13 protein-coding genes are annotated in these 15237 nt (G+C 53.0%); 1 reads left to right on the top strand and 12 read right to left on the bottom strand.

The features are described from left to right. Nucleotides 1-46: 46 nt before the first annotated feature. The 7 genes from purF to gap all read right to left on the bottom strand — a co-directional run bounded on the left by purF (nucleotide 47) and on the right by gap (nucleotide 8390). Entirely contained in the window at nucleotides 47-1495 is a 1449-nt protein-coding gene (purF, locus tag GCWU000342_RS03630; protein WP_006905907.1) for an amidophosphoribosyltransferase, read from the bottom strand. Nucleotides 1496-1560: 65 nt separating this feature from the next. After that, on the bottom strand, nucleotides 1561-2436 hold the full coding sequence (locus GCWU000342_RS03635) for a phosphoribosylaminoimidazolesuccinocarboxamide synthase (protein WP_006905908.1): 876 nt from the start codon (nucleotides 2434-2436) through the stop codon (nucleotides 1561-1563). Between the two features lie 149 nt (nucleotides 2437-2585). Next, nucleotides 2586-3176, bottom strand: coding sequence for a hypothetical protein (locus GCWU000342_RS03640; protein ID WP_006905909.1), 591 nt, complete (start codon nucleotides 3174-3176; stop codon nucleotides 2586-2588). 355 nt (nucleotides 3177-3531) lie between these two features. Then, a complete protein-coding gene (gene gpmI / locus GCWU000342_RS03645; protein WP_045000245.1) occupies nucleotides 3532-5073 on the bottom strand; it encodes a 2,3-bisphosphoglycerate-independent phosphoglycerate mutase in 1542 nt (513 codons plus the stop codon). Between the two features lie 200 nt (nucleotides 5074-5273). After that, nucleotides 5274-6026, bottom strand: a complete 753-nt coding sequence (gene tpiA / locus GCWU000342_RS10755; protein ID WP_006905911.1) for a triose-phosphate isomerase — start codon at nucleotides 6024-6026, stop codon at nucleotides 5274-5276. An 18-nt stretch (nucleotides 6027-6044) separates the two neighbouring features. Beyond that, entirely contained in the window at nucleotides 6045-7262 is a 1218-nt protein-coding gene (locus tag GCWU000342_RS10760) for a phosphoglycerate kinase (RefSeq protein ID WP_006905912.1), read from the bottom strand. 108 nt (nucleotides 7263-7370) lie between these two features. Beyond that, a complete protein-coding gene (gene gap / locus GCWU000342_RS03660) occupies nucleotides 7371-8390 on the bottom strand; it encodes a type I glyceraldehyde-3-phosphate dehydrogenase (protein ID WP_006905913.1) in 1020 nt (339 codons plus the stop codon). Nucleotides 8391-8685: 295 nt separating this feature from the next. On the opposite strand from gap, the gene GCWU000342_RS03665 reads away from it, so the two are divergent. Beyond that, nucleotides 8686-9573, top strand: coding sequence for a histidinol-phosphatase HisJ family protein (locus GCWU000342_RS03665; RefSeq protein WP_006905915.1), 888 nt, complete (start codon nucleotides 8686-8688; stop codon nucleotides 9571-9573). A gap of 231 nt (nucleotides 9574-9804) precedes the next feature. Here the strand turns inward: GCWU000342_RS03665 and GCWU000342_RS03670 are convergent, their stop codons facing one another. From GCWU000342_RS03670 to rlmB, 5 genes are all read right to left on the bottom strand, one after another. Further along, nucleotides 9805-11289 carry a radical SAM protein gene (locus GCWU000342_RS03670; protein ID WP_006905916.1) on the bottom strand — a complete coding sequence of 495 codons (1485 nt, stop codon included), beginning with the start codon at nucleotides 11287-11289 and terminating at the stop codon, nucleotides 9805-9807. Between the two features lie 203 nt (nucleotides 11290-11492). Continuing rightward, complete coding sequence (gene mnmA / locus GCWU000342_RS03675; protein WP_006905918.1) at nucleotides 11493-12578, bottom strand: tRNA 2-thiouridine(34) synthase MnmA; 1086 nt, start codon at nucleotides 12576-12578, stop codon at nucleotides 11493-11495. Nucleotides 12579-12596: 18 nt separating this feature from the next. Beyond that, on the bottom strand, nucleotides 12597-13826 hold the full coding sequence (locus tag GCWU000342_RS03680) for a cysteine desulfurase family protein (protein ID WP_242649971.1): 1230 nt from the start codon (nucleotides 13824-13826) through the stop codon (nucleotides 12597-12599). Between the two features lie 55 nt (nucleotides 13827-13881). Beyond that, nucleotides 13882-14490, bottom strand: a complete 609-nt coding sequence (locus tag GCWU000342_RS03685; RefSeq protein WP_006905920.1) for a sigma-70 family RNA polymerase sigma factor — start codon at nucleotides 14488-14490, stop codon at nucleotides 13882-13884. Between the two features lie 4 nt (nucleotides 14491-14494). Continuing rightward, the gene (gene rlmB / locus GCWU000342_RS03690) at nucleotides 14495-15235 is read right to left on the bottom strand and encodes a 23S rRNA (guanosine(2251)-2'-O)-methyltransferase RlmB (RefSeq protein ID WP_006905921.1); all 741 of its coding nucleotides are present in this window, start codon (nucleotides 15233-15235) and stop codon (nucleotides 14495-14497) included. Between the last annotated feature and the right edge of the window lie 2 nt (nucleotides 15236-15237).

Here is a 15237-nt window from a genome sequence, read left to right on the forward strand (position 1 = left end):
TCTCCTTTTTTCTATAACATCTTTCCTCAGTCATCACTATCTGTCCTCAGGCATCGAACTTGCCCCGGATGTCCTCTTCGGGGGGATCTACAGGGTAATCGCCGGTAAAACAGCCCTTGCAGATAGCCAGATCATCCACCATCTGGGACAGTCGATCCAGGCTGAGATACCCCAGGGAATCCGCCCCGAGAAGCTGACGGATATCCTCTTCTGTTCTGCGGTAGGCAATCAGCTGGTCCCTCGCCGGCACATCAATCCCAAAATAACAGGGATAGCGAAAGGCGGGGGAGGAAATGCGCACATGTACCTCTCTTGCGCCCGCCTCCTTGAGCATGGAGACGATCTGACCGGAGGTGGTTCCCCGGACAATGGAGTCGTCGATCATAATGATTCGCTTCCCCTCCACAACCGACCGGATGGGATTTAACTTGACGCGGACGGACGATTCCCTGGCATTCTGCTTGGGCTTGATGAAGGTCCGGCCCACATAGGAATTCTTATAAAAGGCGGTTCCATAGGGAATGCCGGACTCCATAGCGTAACCCATGGCGGCGGCATTGCCGGATTCCGGGACGCCGACGACCAGGTCTGCTTCTACCGGAGAATCCTGGGCAAGGTAGCGTCCCGCGCGGATTCTGGCCTCATAGACCGACTTCCCGTCAATCATGGAATCGGGACGGGAGAAATAGATGTACTCGAAGATGCACCTGCCCATCTTGTCTTCCGGCAGGCAGTGGCTGGTATCGGACTGAATGCCGGCGTCGGGACTGATGGTGACAATCTCCCCCGGCAGGACATCACGGATAAATTCCGCGCCAATGGTGTCAAGAGCGCAGGACTCGGAGGAGACCACATAGGTATTGTCTCTTCTTCCGATGCAAAGGGGCTTGAATCCAAAGGGATCTCTGGCGGCGATCAGCTTTCTGGGACTGGCGATCACAATCGAATAGGCCCCCTTGATGTCGTCGATGGTCCTGGAGACGGCCTCTTCGACAGAGGCGGAATGGATCCGGTATCTGGCGATCAGATAGGCAATGGTCTCCGTGTCGATGGTCGTCTGAAAAATAGCGCCGGTCTCAGATAATCTGGCGCGAAGCTCATTGGCGTTGACCAAATTGCCATTGTGTGCCAGGGCCAATGTGCCCTTGACATAATTCAAAACCAAAGGCTGGGAATTGGCATATATAGATTCCCCCGCAGTGGAATATCTGGCATGTCCTACGCCGATATCTCCGTGCAGGTCACTCAGCCTGTCATTGTCAAACACCTCATTGACCAGGCCCATTCCCTTATAGGAGAGCATATTCCCCTTGGGTCCTCTGGTATCAGAGACGGCGATACCGCAGGACTCCTGTCCCCTGTGCTGCAGGGCAAACAGGCCGTAATAAATAGAGCTGGCTACATCTCCGTGGTCAAAGTCATACATGCCGAAGACGCCGCACTCGTCATGGATGGGCTTGGCTTCTAAGGTCAGGTCTAATTTACATTTCTTCAAGCGTTTATCCTCAAAAAGAAAAGATGGGATCCCAGCCGAAACCCCATCTGTGCATCACAATAGAATTATACGTTAAGAGGAGCCCCCGTCAAGAGTTCATAGGCCTCAAGATACTTGTCAATGGTCTTGGAGATAACATCATCGGGAAGCAGGTAATCGCTCTTGGGATTGGCCTTGAGCCAGTCTCTGACATACTGCTTGTCAAAGGAGGGCTGACTCTGCCCCGGCTGATAACCCTCTAAGGGCCAGAAGCGGGAGGAGTCAGGGGTTAACATCTCGTCGGCGAGGACAAGCTCGCCATTCTCGTCAAGGCCGAACTCAAACTTGGTATCGGCAATGATAATCCCCCTGGTCAGAGCGTAATCCGCGCACTTTTTGTAGAGAGCAAGAGTGTAGTCCCTGATCTTTGCAGCATAAGCTTCCCCTTTGCCCGGGTAGAGTCTCTCCAGGATCTCAACAGACTTCTCATATGGAATATTCTCGTCGTGAAGACCGTACTGGGCCTTAGTGGAAGGGGTATAAATGGGCTCAGGGAGCTTATCGGACTCCTTTAAGCCCTCGGGAAGCCTGATCCCGCAAACCATGCCATTCTCCTTGTAGGAGGCCCAGCCGGAACCGGTGATATAGCCGCGGACGATGCACTCAATGGGGAGCATGGTCAGCTTCTTGCACTTCATGACACGGCCGGCGAATTCGGGTTTATGGAAAAAAGCAGGCATATCCGCTGTATCTGTGGAGAGCATATGATTTTTTACAATGTCAGAGCTGTAATCAAACCAGAACTTGGACATCTGGGTTAAGACGGCCCCCTTGCCTGTGATCTTATTCTTTAAGATCACATCGAAGGCTGAGATGCGGTCGGTAGCGTACATAATTATGCTGTCGCCGTTGTCGTATACCTCACGAACCTTGCCCTCCATCATAGGCTTTAACTCGCTCATTGCTTCCTCCTCGCGCGGATCCGCGCTCTTTGCGTCAACCGACTACGCGGATATTATAGCAGTCTTGCGCGAGTATTTATCAGTCAATGTCCCTATATTAGAAATCGTAATAGGTGTGATAAGGCAAAGACCAAAGCTTAGATCCCGGATCAATCGAGTGACTCAAAGACGACTCTCTCCCGGTCGTTCAACTGAAACACCAGCATAAACTCCATTCTGTTTTGGGTCTCTTCGAAGTCTTTAATTGACTGGATCTGTTCTTCCGATAAGCCATCTCCCTCCAGCAGATCTGACACATCTTCCTCATGGTCTTTGATCCTCTCAATTTTTAGAATATCATGGCAATGACAGATCAAGTTATAATTTTTCTCTCCGACAGATTTCCTCAGCCGATCCAGCTGGCAGCTGTCAAGCTGGGAAATGGACGAATATGTCGTTTTAATAAAGCGATCACCAAAGCGATCATCGGAAGAAAGCAACTCAATCTGGCCCAAATTCCTTTTGGCTGGGAGAAGAGACTTTACCGTATAAAACTCTATTCCTCCTCCCCTGGGGCCTCTGTCACTGATTTTGCTGACGATGACAGAGTCAAAAACCGGAAACACGGATACTTTCCAGTTTTCTCTTACACTATGATCAACATCTATATTTCTGAGGCAATTGAGTGCTGTGAGCAAGAGTAGAAAACAAACGATGATCAAAGTACATATCCTGCTTTTTTTCATCATTTTACCGCCCATCTTTCACACTCCATAACGACACAAAAAGTTCCCCGTCTAAAAAAATGATATTCTCATCACTTTGGCCTGTAAATTGTTGATCTTTACAAAAATCGCAATCACAAATTGGCTATTTTTCAAGATACAGGTCAGATATAAAATGAAATAATCAACACACAGAATGATTCGTACTCAATAAACAGACAAACACACTTTGCGAGCACACTATCATGTATAGCGAAAAGAGCGAGACGGCTGCATTCAGCTGTCTCGCTCTTCATCCATGACAGTAAAATCTATACAGAGCATACATCCGATAGAATTGCCCTGCCTTGACCCTCAGAATCTTTCTGTATTTTTTTCATCAATCTGCAATTTACTTGCGCACCAGAAGAGACTGACCTGTCATTTCAGCCGGCTTCTCCATCCCCATCAGCTCGATCAAAGTTGGGATGATATCGCAGAGCTTTCCTCCCTCCTTCAGACCGTAAGCCGGGTCCGCATTGACCAGAATAAAGGGAACCGGATTGGTCGTATGCGCCGTATGGGGCTGCTTGGTGTCATAATCGATCATCTTCTCACAGTTGCCGTGATCAGCGCAGATAAACATGGTGCCGCCAACAGACTTAAGAGCCTCGACCGCCCTGCCGACACAGGTGTCCACTGTCTCAACCGCCTTGACCGCAGCCGGAATCACGCCGGTATGACCGACCATATCCGGATTGGCGAAATTGATGACAATGACGTCATACTTGCCAGATCTGATGGCATTGCAGAGTTTGTCACAGACCTCGGGAGCGGACATCTCCGGCTGCAGATCGTAGGTTGCAACCTTGGGACTCTTGACCAGGATACGGTCCTCCCCCTCATTCGGCTCCTCGACACCCCCGTTGAAAAAGAAGGTGACGTGGGCGTACTTCTCGGTCTCGGCGATCCTGGCCTGGGTCATCTTGTGATCTGCCAGATACTGACCGAAGGTATTGGCAATCGACTCTTTCTTAAAAGCAACCAGCTTGTTGGGAATGGTCTCGTCATAGTCCGTGAAGGTGACAAAGGTGGTCTTGACACGGTCGCCGCGGTCAAACCCATCGAAGCTGTCGGCGCAGAAGGCCCTGGTCATCTCGCGGGCGCGATCGGGGCGGAAATTGAAATAAATGACAGAGTCACCATTTTTAACCGTAGCCGCCTCCTGCCCCTCCGGAATGATTGCGGTCGGAATGACAAACTCATCATTGACATCCGCGGCATAGGAAGCCTCCAGGGCTTCGGACGCGGACTTGGCGACATTACCGTCAGCCGCGGTCAGCACCTTATAGGCCTTCTCGACGCGATCCCAGCGATTGTCCCGATCCATGGCGTAATAACGGCCGGACAAAGAGGCGATGCGGCCGACGCCGATCTTTGCCATATCCGCCTCCAGATCCTTGATAAAGCCAAGGGCAGAGGTGGGAGGCGTATCTCTTCCATCCAGAAAGGCATGGACGTAGACCTTGGAAACGCCCTCTTTTTTTGCCATCTCAAGAAGGCCGGTCAGATGTCCCAGGTAGGAGTGCACTCCTCCCGTAGAGACGAGCCCGAAGAGATGAACCGATCCCTTATTTGCCTTTGCATTGTCAAATGCCTTGAGCAGCTCTTCATTCCTGAAAAAGTCGCCGTCCTCGATCGCCTTGGAAATCCTGGTCAGCTCCTGGTAGACAATCCGGCCGGCTCCCATATTCATGTGGCCAACCTCCGAATTGCCCATCTGACCGTCCGGAAGGCCCACGGCCAGCCCGGAAGCATAGCCCAGCTGATAGGGGCAATTGGCCATCAAATCATCCAGAACAGGCGTATTCGCCATCTTTACCGCATTCCCCTCGGTCTTATCTGTAATACCGAAGCCATCCATGATTAATAAAACAATTGGTTTCTTTGCCATTTCAAACCTCTTTCTGCTGCAGAGTCCAAAGAAATAACCCGGCACATTATAGCATAATTTTTCACCGGGCTGCGTTTTTGCCATCAGAAAGAGCCGCACAGAGATCAGATGAAGGACGGCTCACAAGCCCATGCCCCATCTTATCTGTACGGCCCTTTGCTTCCTGTGAAATCTACCGGCAGTTTGATTCCCCGGGCAGATTACTTATTGTAGTTGACGATGCTGGCAAACTCCTCGGTCAGAGAAGCGCCGCCGATCAAGCCGCCGTCAATGTTGGGCTTGGCCAGAAGCTCCTTGCAGTTGGCAGCCTTCATGGAGCCGCCATACTGAATCCGGATCTTGTCTGCGGTGTCCTGGTCATAGATCTCAGCGATGGTCTGACGGATCGCTGCGCAGACCTCTTCCGCCTGGTCACTGGTCGCTGTCCTTCCGGTACCGATGGCCCAGATGGGCTCATAGGCAATGACCATGGAGGCAGCCTGATCAGCGCTCACCCCCTGCAGGTCAGATTTGATCTGCAGACGGATCCAGTCAAGCGTCACTCCGGACTCTCTTTGCTCCAGGCTCTCGCCGCAACAGAGAATGGGAGTCAGACCATGCTCAAATGCCTTCAAAACCTTCTTGTTGAGGAAGGCGTCATCCTCCTTGAAGTAGTCTCTTCTCTCGGAGTGGCCGATGATGACATAGCTCACGCCGGCGTCCACAAGCATGGCGGGAGCAATCTCTCCGGTATAGGCCCCCTTCTCCTCGATGTACATGTTCTCAGCGCCGACCTTGACATTGGTCCCCTTGACCGCCTCGACGACCGGGACGATATCCACCGCCGGAACACAATAGACCACATCCACGTCCGCATCGGCGACGAGGGGTTTTAAGGTCTCAACCAGCTCCAGCGCCTGGCTTGGGGTCTGGTTCATCTTCCAGTTGCCTGCGATAATCTTACGTCTGCTCATTTGAATCACCCTTTTCTATTATTCCTTGTCATCCGCTGCCGCAACGCCGGGGAGCTCCTTGCCCTCAAGGAACTCAAGGGACGCGCCGCCGCCGGTCGAGATATGGCTCATCTTGTCTCCCAGTCCCATCTGATTGACCGCTGCCGCGGAGTCTCCGCCGCCAATGATTGTGGTCGCGTCAGATTCCGCCATGGCCTTGGCGACCGCCAGGGTACCGGCTGCCAGAGTCGGGTTCTCAAAAATACCCATGGGGCCGTTCCAGACTACCGTCTTGGCCTCACTGACCGTCCTGGCATAGAGTTCCTGGGTCTTGGGCCCGATATCTGCCCCCTCGCGATCCGCGGGCATCTGATCGGTATCCACAAGAACTGTCTCGATGGGAGCATCGATGGGATCCGGGAACGCCTTAATGGTGTTGGCATCCAGGGGAAGAAGCAGCTTCTTGCCCATCTTCTTCGCCTTCTCCATCATCTCCTTACAGTAGTCGATCTTGGACTCATCCAGCATGGAGATCCCAATCTCCTTGCCCTGAGCCTTGAGGAAGGTATAGGCCATTCCGCCGCCGATAATAAGCGTGTCACACTTGTCAAGGAGATTGCTGATGACATTGAGCTTGTCTGCAACCTTGGCTCCGCCTAAGATGGCGACAAAGGGGCGCACCGGATTCTCTACGGCATTGCCCAGGAAATTGATCTCCTTCTCCATCAGATAGCCGACAACGCAATCGCCCTTGATATACTTTGTGACGCCGACATTGGAGCAGTGAGCCCTGTGAGCGGTCCCAAAAGCGTCATTGACAAAAACATCCGCCAGAGATGCCAGGTCCTCAGAGAAAGCATCCCCGTTCTTGGTCTCCTCCGGGCGGAATCTGGTGTTCTCCAGAAGGACTACATCTCCGTCTGCCATCGACGCAACCGCCTTGCGGGCATTTTCTCCGACCACCTCGGGATCCGGGGCGAATGTGACAGGCTGACCGAGCAGCTCAGACAGCTTTTTGGCGACAGGCGCAAGGCTCTTGGTCTTCTTGTCCTCTTCCGTCTTCACCTTGCCCAGGTGAGAGCAGAGGATCACCTTCCCTCCATCGGCAACCAGCTTCTTAATGGTGGGAAGCGCCGCAACCAAGCGGTTGATATCCGTGATCTCCGTCCCCTTCATGGGAACGTTGAAATCACAGCGAACCAGAACTCTCTTCCCCTTGACCGAAATATCGTCAACGGTCTTCTTATTTAAACCCATGCTTCTTTCCTCCAAAATATGATGATTACAACGCACAAGCATCTACCGGCTCTAAAGAAAAGGGGATCCGGCCCAAAGCCGGACCCCCGTAAGGCCTAAGTCAATGCATTACTTGTTCAGGAACTTAGCGAAGTACTTGATCGTTCTGCACATGTTAGAGGTGAAGGAATTCTCGTTATCATACCAGGAGACAACCTGTACCTCAGAGTTGCCATCTTCCATCTCTACAACAGAAGTCTGTGTCGCGTCAAAGAGAGATCCATAGGTCATGCCCACAATATCGCTGGAGACGATCTGATCCTCATTGTAACCGAAGGACTCGTCAGAAGCGGCCTTCATTGCGGCATTGATCTGATCGACGGTAACCTTGCCCTTGACAACAGCAGTAAGAATGGTGGTTGAACCGGTGGGAACGGGCACACGCTGAGCAGATCCGATCAGCTTGCCGTTGAGCTCGGGAACAACCAGGCCGATTGCCTTGGCGGCGCCGGTAGAGTTGGGGACAATATTGACAGCGGCAGCGCGGGAACGACGGAAGTTGCCCTTGCGCTGAGGACCGTCGAGGATCATCTGATCGCCGGTGTAAGCATGAATGGTAACCATGATACCGGACTGGATGGCAGCCAGATCATTCAGGGCCTTGGCCATGGGAGCCAGGCAGTTGGTGGTGCAGGATGCCGCGGAGATGATATGGTCATCCGCAGTCAGGGTCTCGTGGTTGGTATTATAAACAATGGTCTTTAAGTCGTTGCCTGCCGGAGCGGAAATAACAACCTTCTTGGCGCCCGCATCGATATGAGCCTGCGCTTTATCCTTAGAGGTGTAGAATCCGGTGCACTCAAGAACAACATCGACATCGAGCTTGCCCCAGGGAAGATTGTGAGCGTCAGCTTCCTTGTAAATCTCGATCTCATGACCGTCCACCGTGATGGAATGGTCAGAGCTGCTAACGGTATCTGCCTTGGCGTAACGACCCTGTGAAGAATCGTACTTCAGAAGATATGCGAGCATCTCGGGAGAGGTCAGATCGTTGATTGCGACGATATCAAAACCCTCAGCCTGGAACATCTGTCTGAACGCAAGACGACCGATACGGCCGAATCCATTAATTGCTACTCTTACTGCCATTTTGTCTCCTCCTAATGTAGAAACTTATGTCGTACAAACATGGTTTGTAACCGATTTTTATTGTAGCGAAAGCAAGGGAGCATTGCAAGCCTGTCGGCCGACTTTGTTAATTTCTTAACAAGATTTCAGCTGGTCTCTCTCACGGGATAAATCTGATCCCGGTCAAAACAGATTTTTCCGTATGGTTATCAATCTCTCTTCCCATACGATATGATAAGGGCAGTTGCCATTCTGATTCAGGGCAATGGGATGCCCGCAAAGGATACATTCCATTGCTGCAGGGAGGATTTAAAAGATGAATGCAGAGATTCTCTACGACTGCCATATGCACACAAGCTTCTCCGGTGATTCTGAGGCCCCCATGGAAGAAATGGTCCGTACCGCCAGGAAAAAGGGACTGGCCGGCATCACATTTACCGATCATCTGGACTGGGATTATCATGAAAAACCCGGCCTCTTCGACCTGGATCTGAAATCCTACACAGAGTCCGTTCGAGCCATGCAGGCCAAATACAATGACGATGGCTTCCATATCTACTACGGAATTGAACTGGGCCTGCAGCCCCACCTGGCAGAGCGTCATGCCCGTCTGCTGGCCCGGTACCCGTTCGACTATGTGATTGGTTCCACCCATGTGGTCGATGGATATGATCCCTACTATCCCCTTTATTTTGAGAAGTTCGGTGTTCAAGAGGGCTTAAGGCGCTATTACCGGATGATCCTTGAGAACATCCGTGCCTTTCCCCTCTTCGACTCCCTGGGGCACTTGGATTACATCCTTCGCTACCTGTCCCCCCTCCCCGAAGAGCTGACATATAAGCCTGACGGCTCCCCTTACGGAAATGCGGATTTCATGGCAGAAATCGACGCCATATTACTGGAACTGATCTCAAGAGGAATTGCCCTGGAGCTCAATACGGGTTCCTACCGCAAGGGCCGACTGGATCCCAACCCCGAGCGCATGGTTCTAAAGCGCTACTATGAACTCGGCGGCAGGAAGATCACCCTGGGGGCTGATGCCCACACCCCGGAGCATATCGCTCTCGGCTTTACCGAGATCCCCGCCGGATATCCCCTGAATCAAAAAGAGCACTTTTCCTCTGCCCTGTCCCTGTTAAAAGAGACGGGCTTTGACTCCTATCTTATTTTTGACGGGAGAAAACCAAGGAAAATTCACCTGTAAAAATACAGTTTTTAAAACGCGCCGCCCCGCAAGTTTTTAGAAAAAGAGCTCCGACCGTTTCATGCATCTCGCTGGCGTTCCTATGTCTGAAGAAAATTTACAATCTCCGCACTCCCGTTAATAGTGGAATACATGTTCCGCGAGGATTCCATTGTCATGAGACAGGGGCTGTGAAGAAACGAAAACTCGTTTCCTCACAGCCCCTGTCTTCTGTCTAAACAAGATCTGTACTTACTGTGTATCCAGCGTCACCTTCGTGGACCCGTCTGCGTGCTCAAACCCTGCCAGCTCAGGGTGCTCGCGCTTCTCCTTCGTGTAGTTCTCATAGGAGGGCTTCTTATGCTTTTGGCTGGCCCATACCTGGTCCGCGGCAGCCTTCCACTCCCTGGCATAGGGATCGCACTTGGCGCAGAGCTCCTCGGCGGACTCCGGAGCCTCCGCATTGGTCTGATGAGCGCCGGTCGTAGCGACCATGGCTCTTAATTGCTGCGGATTCTCCAGCATGGGGCAGGGACGCAGATGGTTGCGGTTGAAGGGCTGTCCCTCATGATATGCGGTAAAGAGCTTGCCCTGAAGCATTTCCAGGATGCTGTTGTCATGAATATTGCTGTCAGAGAAATGGATGAAAACACAGGGCTCCGCGTCACCATTGGCATTGATGTGGAAGTAATTGCGGCCGCCCGCAATGCATCCGCCCACATATTCCCCGTCGTTCTGGAAGTCCATGGGGAAGAACTGGGCATCAGACTCAGGTCCGCGAATGGACCGGATCTTGGTGATCATGGCCTTTCTCTGTTCAACTGTTGGCAGCAGGGAGGTGACGGCATTCTGTCCCACCGGCATATAGTGGAAGTAGAAACCGAACCTGGCCCCCTTGTCGGCAATAAAGTCGATGAATTTGTCATCGGTAACCGCCTCAATATTCTGCCTGGTGTAGCAGATGGACGTCCCGTAGACGATCCCGTACTCCTTGAGCAGGTTCATGGCCTTCATGACGGCGTCATAGTGTCCCAGGCCTCTCCGGGAATCATTGGTATCGGGCGTCCCCTCAATGGAGAGCATAAAGGTGATATTGCCCAGCTCCTGCACCTTCTTGCAGACCTCCTCGTCGATCAGGGTGGAGTTGGAATAGATGCCGAAAAAGCAGTCATTGTGCTTTTCTGCCAGCTTTAAAATATCGTTCTTGCGAACCATGGGCTCACCGCCCGTCATCATATAGAGGTAGGTGCCCAGCTCCTTCCCCTGACTGACAATCTTATCCATATCCTCGAAGGACAGGTTATGCTTGTGTCCGTAGGTGCCGGACCAGCAGCCGACGCAGTGCATATTGCAGGCGTCCGTAGGATCGAAGAGGATGAGCCAGGGGATGTTGCAATGGTATTTCTCACGATTGGCACGAATGGTCTTGGTCCCGCGGAAGAAGGCCTCATAGCCCAGATTTAAGAGCATCTTCTTGGCATAGTTCGGATTGGTCTCATCGATCACCCGGTTTAAGAACTTGACCCAGCGGTTTTCCGGATTGCTCAGGTATTTTCGAATCCGGTTCATGGTCTCGGGGTTGGAGTCCTTCCAGAATTTCTCCGCCATGTCTACCAGCTTCAGATAGGTCTCGGTGCGATCTTCCTTCTTGCTCAAATTTTTCCAGAATGCATCAAGCATGACAGAGAAAGCCTGCCGCTCTGCCGCATGGGAGAGGTTGTTCATAATGGACGCCATGGATACCTCCTAAAATAGGGTCTTCTTCTCTTACTTTGCTGTTGATTATATTGAGTCAAGCCGATGATGTCTCTATACAAAGTCCGAAATTTGTCGCAATCCTCCCTGTATTCAGCTCTCCCGGCTTTTTAGTCTCTTTTTCCTCAGGCGAGGATCGAACCATACGAGGCCTTTTGAAGGCCGGACTGTTCTCCTCTTTTCCCTCAGGCGAGAATCGTTCCTCCGCCGGCAATAAATTCTCCCTGATACAAGACAAGCGCCTGCCCGGGAGTGACGGCCCTGACCTTTCGGGAAAAGGCCAGGCGGATCCGCTCCTGTCCAACTGCCTCAATACGGCACATACAGCCGGGATCCGAATAGCGGATCTTGGCGAGATACTCCTCTCCAGGCTGAAAAGCTTCAACAGCCATATGGTTGACATTCTCAAAGGTCAAATGGTCCGTAAAGACCCCCTCCTTCGATGTCAGAACAACTTCATTGCTGCCTGGGCGAATCTCCTTTACGAAGAGGGGGCTGTCCCAGGAAATTCCCAGGCCCTTGCGCTGTCCGATGGTATAGTGGCTGATTCCCTGATGTCTTCCGATGACACTTCCGTCCTCCAGGACGAAATTCCCCGGCTCCGGAATACGGTCCGGGGCCTCCCTCTCTAAAAAGGAGGCATAATCGTGATCCGGAATAAAACAGATATCTTCCGAGTCCGCCTTGTGGGCCACCGGAAGTCCGGCCGCAAGGGCGATTTCCCGTATCCTTGGCTTGTCATAGTCTCCAACCGGCATCAGGGTATGTGCCAGCTGCTCCTGGGTCAGATTATAGAGCGCATAGGTCTGATCCTTGGCCGCTGTGACCGAATTCCTGACAGCATAGCGGCCGTTTGCCAAATGCTCCACCCTGGCGTAATGGCCCGTCGCAATATAATCCGCCCCGATTGCCAGGCTTCTCTCAAGAAGAGACTCCCACTTGACATAGCGGTTGCAGGCAATGCAGGGATTCGGCGTCCGCCCCCGCAGATACTCATCGGTAAAATAATCGATCACTCTGTCCTGAAACTCCGCCTTGAAATTCATGACATAGTGGGGGATCCCGATCATCCGAGCCACTCTCCTGGCGTCTTCAACCGCGGACAGGCCGCAGCAGCCCCCGTGCTCCTCCAGACTGCAGGCCGACTCATCCTGCCAAATCTGCATGGTGACACCGATCACCCGATATCCCTCCTCCTTCAGGAGGTAAGCGGCGACGGAGGAATCCACGCCTCCGGACATACCGACAACAACTGTCTTGACTTCCGACATGGCATCTCCTATCCGGTCTTACTTCAGAATTCTTTCCAGGGCGTCCGCCGTCTTCTCGATCTCCTCCCTGCTCGTCTCTTCTCCCAGGCTAAAGCGCAGGCTGGCCCGGTTATCATCCTCAGACAGGCCGATGGCAGAGAGAACATGGGAGGGGTCTAAGCTCCCTGAAGCGCAGGCGCTTCCGGCGGAAGCCAAAATCCCCTCGGCCTCTAACATGATCAAAAGAAGCTCTGCTGACTTCCCCGGGAAACAGATGTTTACATTGCCGGGCAGACGCCAATCAGGCATCTTTCCCGGACCTTCCTCATCTCTTGTCCCCTGCTCTAGAAGAGAGCTCCTATGCGCCAGGCCGACTCCTTTTGGTCTGGGGCCGTTGAGCCTTGCGGCCGGATAAATCTCTTCTGCTCTTTTGATTAAGAGATTTCTCAGGGCGCCTTCTCTTCTCATCCGATCCGGCAGGGTCTTCTTCGCGCAGACACAGGCAGCTCCGAAGCCGACGATTCCCGGGACATTTTCCGTCCCGGCCCGGCGGTTCTTCTCCTGAGCTCCTCCCTGAATCATGGATCGAAAGGGAATCGTCTCTCTTACATAGAGCATTCCTGTCCCCTTGGGTCCATAGATCTTGTGCGCGGAGGCGGACAAAAGATCCACCCCCAGCTTCTTTACATCCAGAGGAATCTGGCCAAAGGCCTGCACCGCATCCGTGTGAAAGAGGGCTCCGGCCTCATGCGTCAAATCAGCCAATTTCGCGAGAGGCTCCATGCTTCCGATCTCATTGTTCGCAGCCATAATCGAGACCAGGATTGTGTCGGGGCGAAGAGCGTCTTTTAAGTCCGCGGGGCTGACAAGGCCCTCGCGATCGACCGGCAGCAGGGTGACCTCGGCCAGCCCTTCCTCCTCGAGCCTTTTAAGGCAGCGCAGAATTGCCTGATGTTCAATGCGGCTGCTGATGATATGCCTTTTGCTTTTCCCCTCTGCCGTCCGCATGGACGTTTCCACCAAAAGGAGAGCTCCTCTTAAGGCCCAGTTATCCGCCTCTGTGCCGCCGGATGTAAAGAAAATCTCATGCGGCTTCGCCCCGATCAGGTCTGCGGCCTGCTCTCTTGCAATGGCGATGGCATTGGCCGCCTCCGAAGCCAGCCCGTATGTCGCGGAGGGATTACCATAATGTTCCGTCAGATAGGGGAGCATGGCCTCCAGGACCTCCCCCCGCATTTTTGTTGTGGCGGCATTGTCTAAATAAATCAATCGCTTTTCCTCAACCGGATCTTACAAATTGCCTCACATTCGAGGGCGGCCCGCTTCATGACTGATTATCCTCAAGCTCTCTTCGCACCTTGCCGCGGATTCTCTGCAGGGCATTGTCGATGGACTTGGGTTCTCTGCCCATACAATCGGCAATCTGCAGGTAATCAAGTCCGTCCAGATGAAGGGAGAGGACCTGTTCCTCCATGGGAGAGAGGCTCTTTCGAATCTTCATTAGCAGGCGCTCAACCGCCTCGTCGTCCAGGAGAATCTGCAGGGGATCCTCCGGCGAAGGATTTAAGGCCTCCGGCAGATCCGCCTCCCTCACTCCCTCTCCCTCCCCGGTCAGATTCAGGGAGAGAGCCGTGTTCAGCGGCATATGCTTCTTGGTTCCGGAGGACTCAATCGCCTTTAACATCTGCCGACGGATACAGAGATTTGCGAAGGTTCGAAAAGAGGCTCCCCTGTCTTCCCTGTAGGTCAACATGGCGGAGAAGACCCCCATCATCCCCTCCTGGATCAGATCATCCTGATCCCCTCCGACAAGAAAGAGGGACTTGGCATTTCTGAGCACAAGTCCCTTGTATCTGCTTAAAAGTTCCTCTCCGCTGGCGTCATGTCCCCCGCGATAAGCCCGCAGGAGTTCCTCGTCCAAACGCTCTGTCATTGACCTATCCTCTTCTCTGACGCACCAGCTCATAGGCCAGCACACCGGCCGCAACCGAGGCATTCAGTGAGTCGATCTCTCCTGCCATCGGGATGGCGGCGAAGAGGTCGCAGTGCTTCCTGACCAGGTCTCCCACTCCACTGCCCTCATTGCCGATCACAAGGCCGATCGGCCCGGTCAGGTTCAGATCATACATGACCTGTCCATCCATGTCCGCGCAGACGAACCAGAGCCCCTCCTTTTTGAGCTCCTCCATGGTCCTAGACAGGTTCGTGACCTTGGCGACAGGCGTGTAGTTTATGGCTCCGGCGGAGGCCTTGGCCACCGTCGCTGTCAGTCCCGCCGCCCGGTTCTTGGGGATAATCACTCCATGTGCTCCGGCCAGATTGGCGGTGCGGATAATCGCCCCCAGATTGTGGGGGTCTTCAATATTATCCAAGAGGAAGAGGAAGGGGTCCTCTCCCCTCTTTCTGGCCAGGGCCAGAATGTCTTCGACCGTCGAATAGCGATAAGCCGCAATATAGGCAATTGCCCCCTGATGCTTGCCTGTCTCCGAAATCTCATCCAGTCGCTTTTTATCCACAAAGCTAAGGATACAGTCCCTCTTTTTGGCCTCTCGGACAATGGTTCGAATGGGGCCGTCGTAGGATTTAGCCAGGATGAAAACCCGGTCTACAGGCTTCCCTGAACGAAGGGCCTCTAAGACAGCGTTTCTCCCCTCAATCACCGTCGATGCGTCTCTCATAT

Source organism: Shuttleworthella satelles DSM 14600 (assembly GCF_000160115.1).
Lineage (GTDB): Bacteria > Bacillota > Clostridia > Lachnospirales > Lachnospiraceae > Shuttleworthia > Shuttleworthia satelles.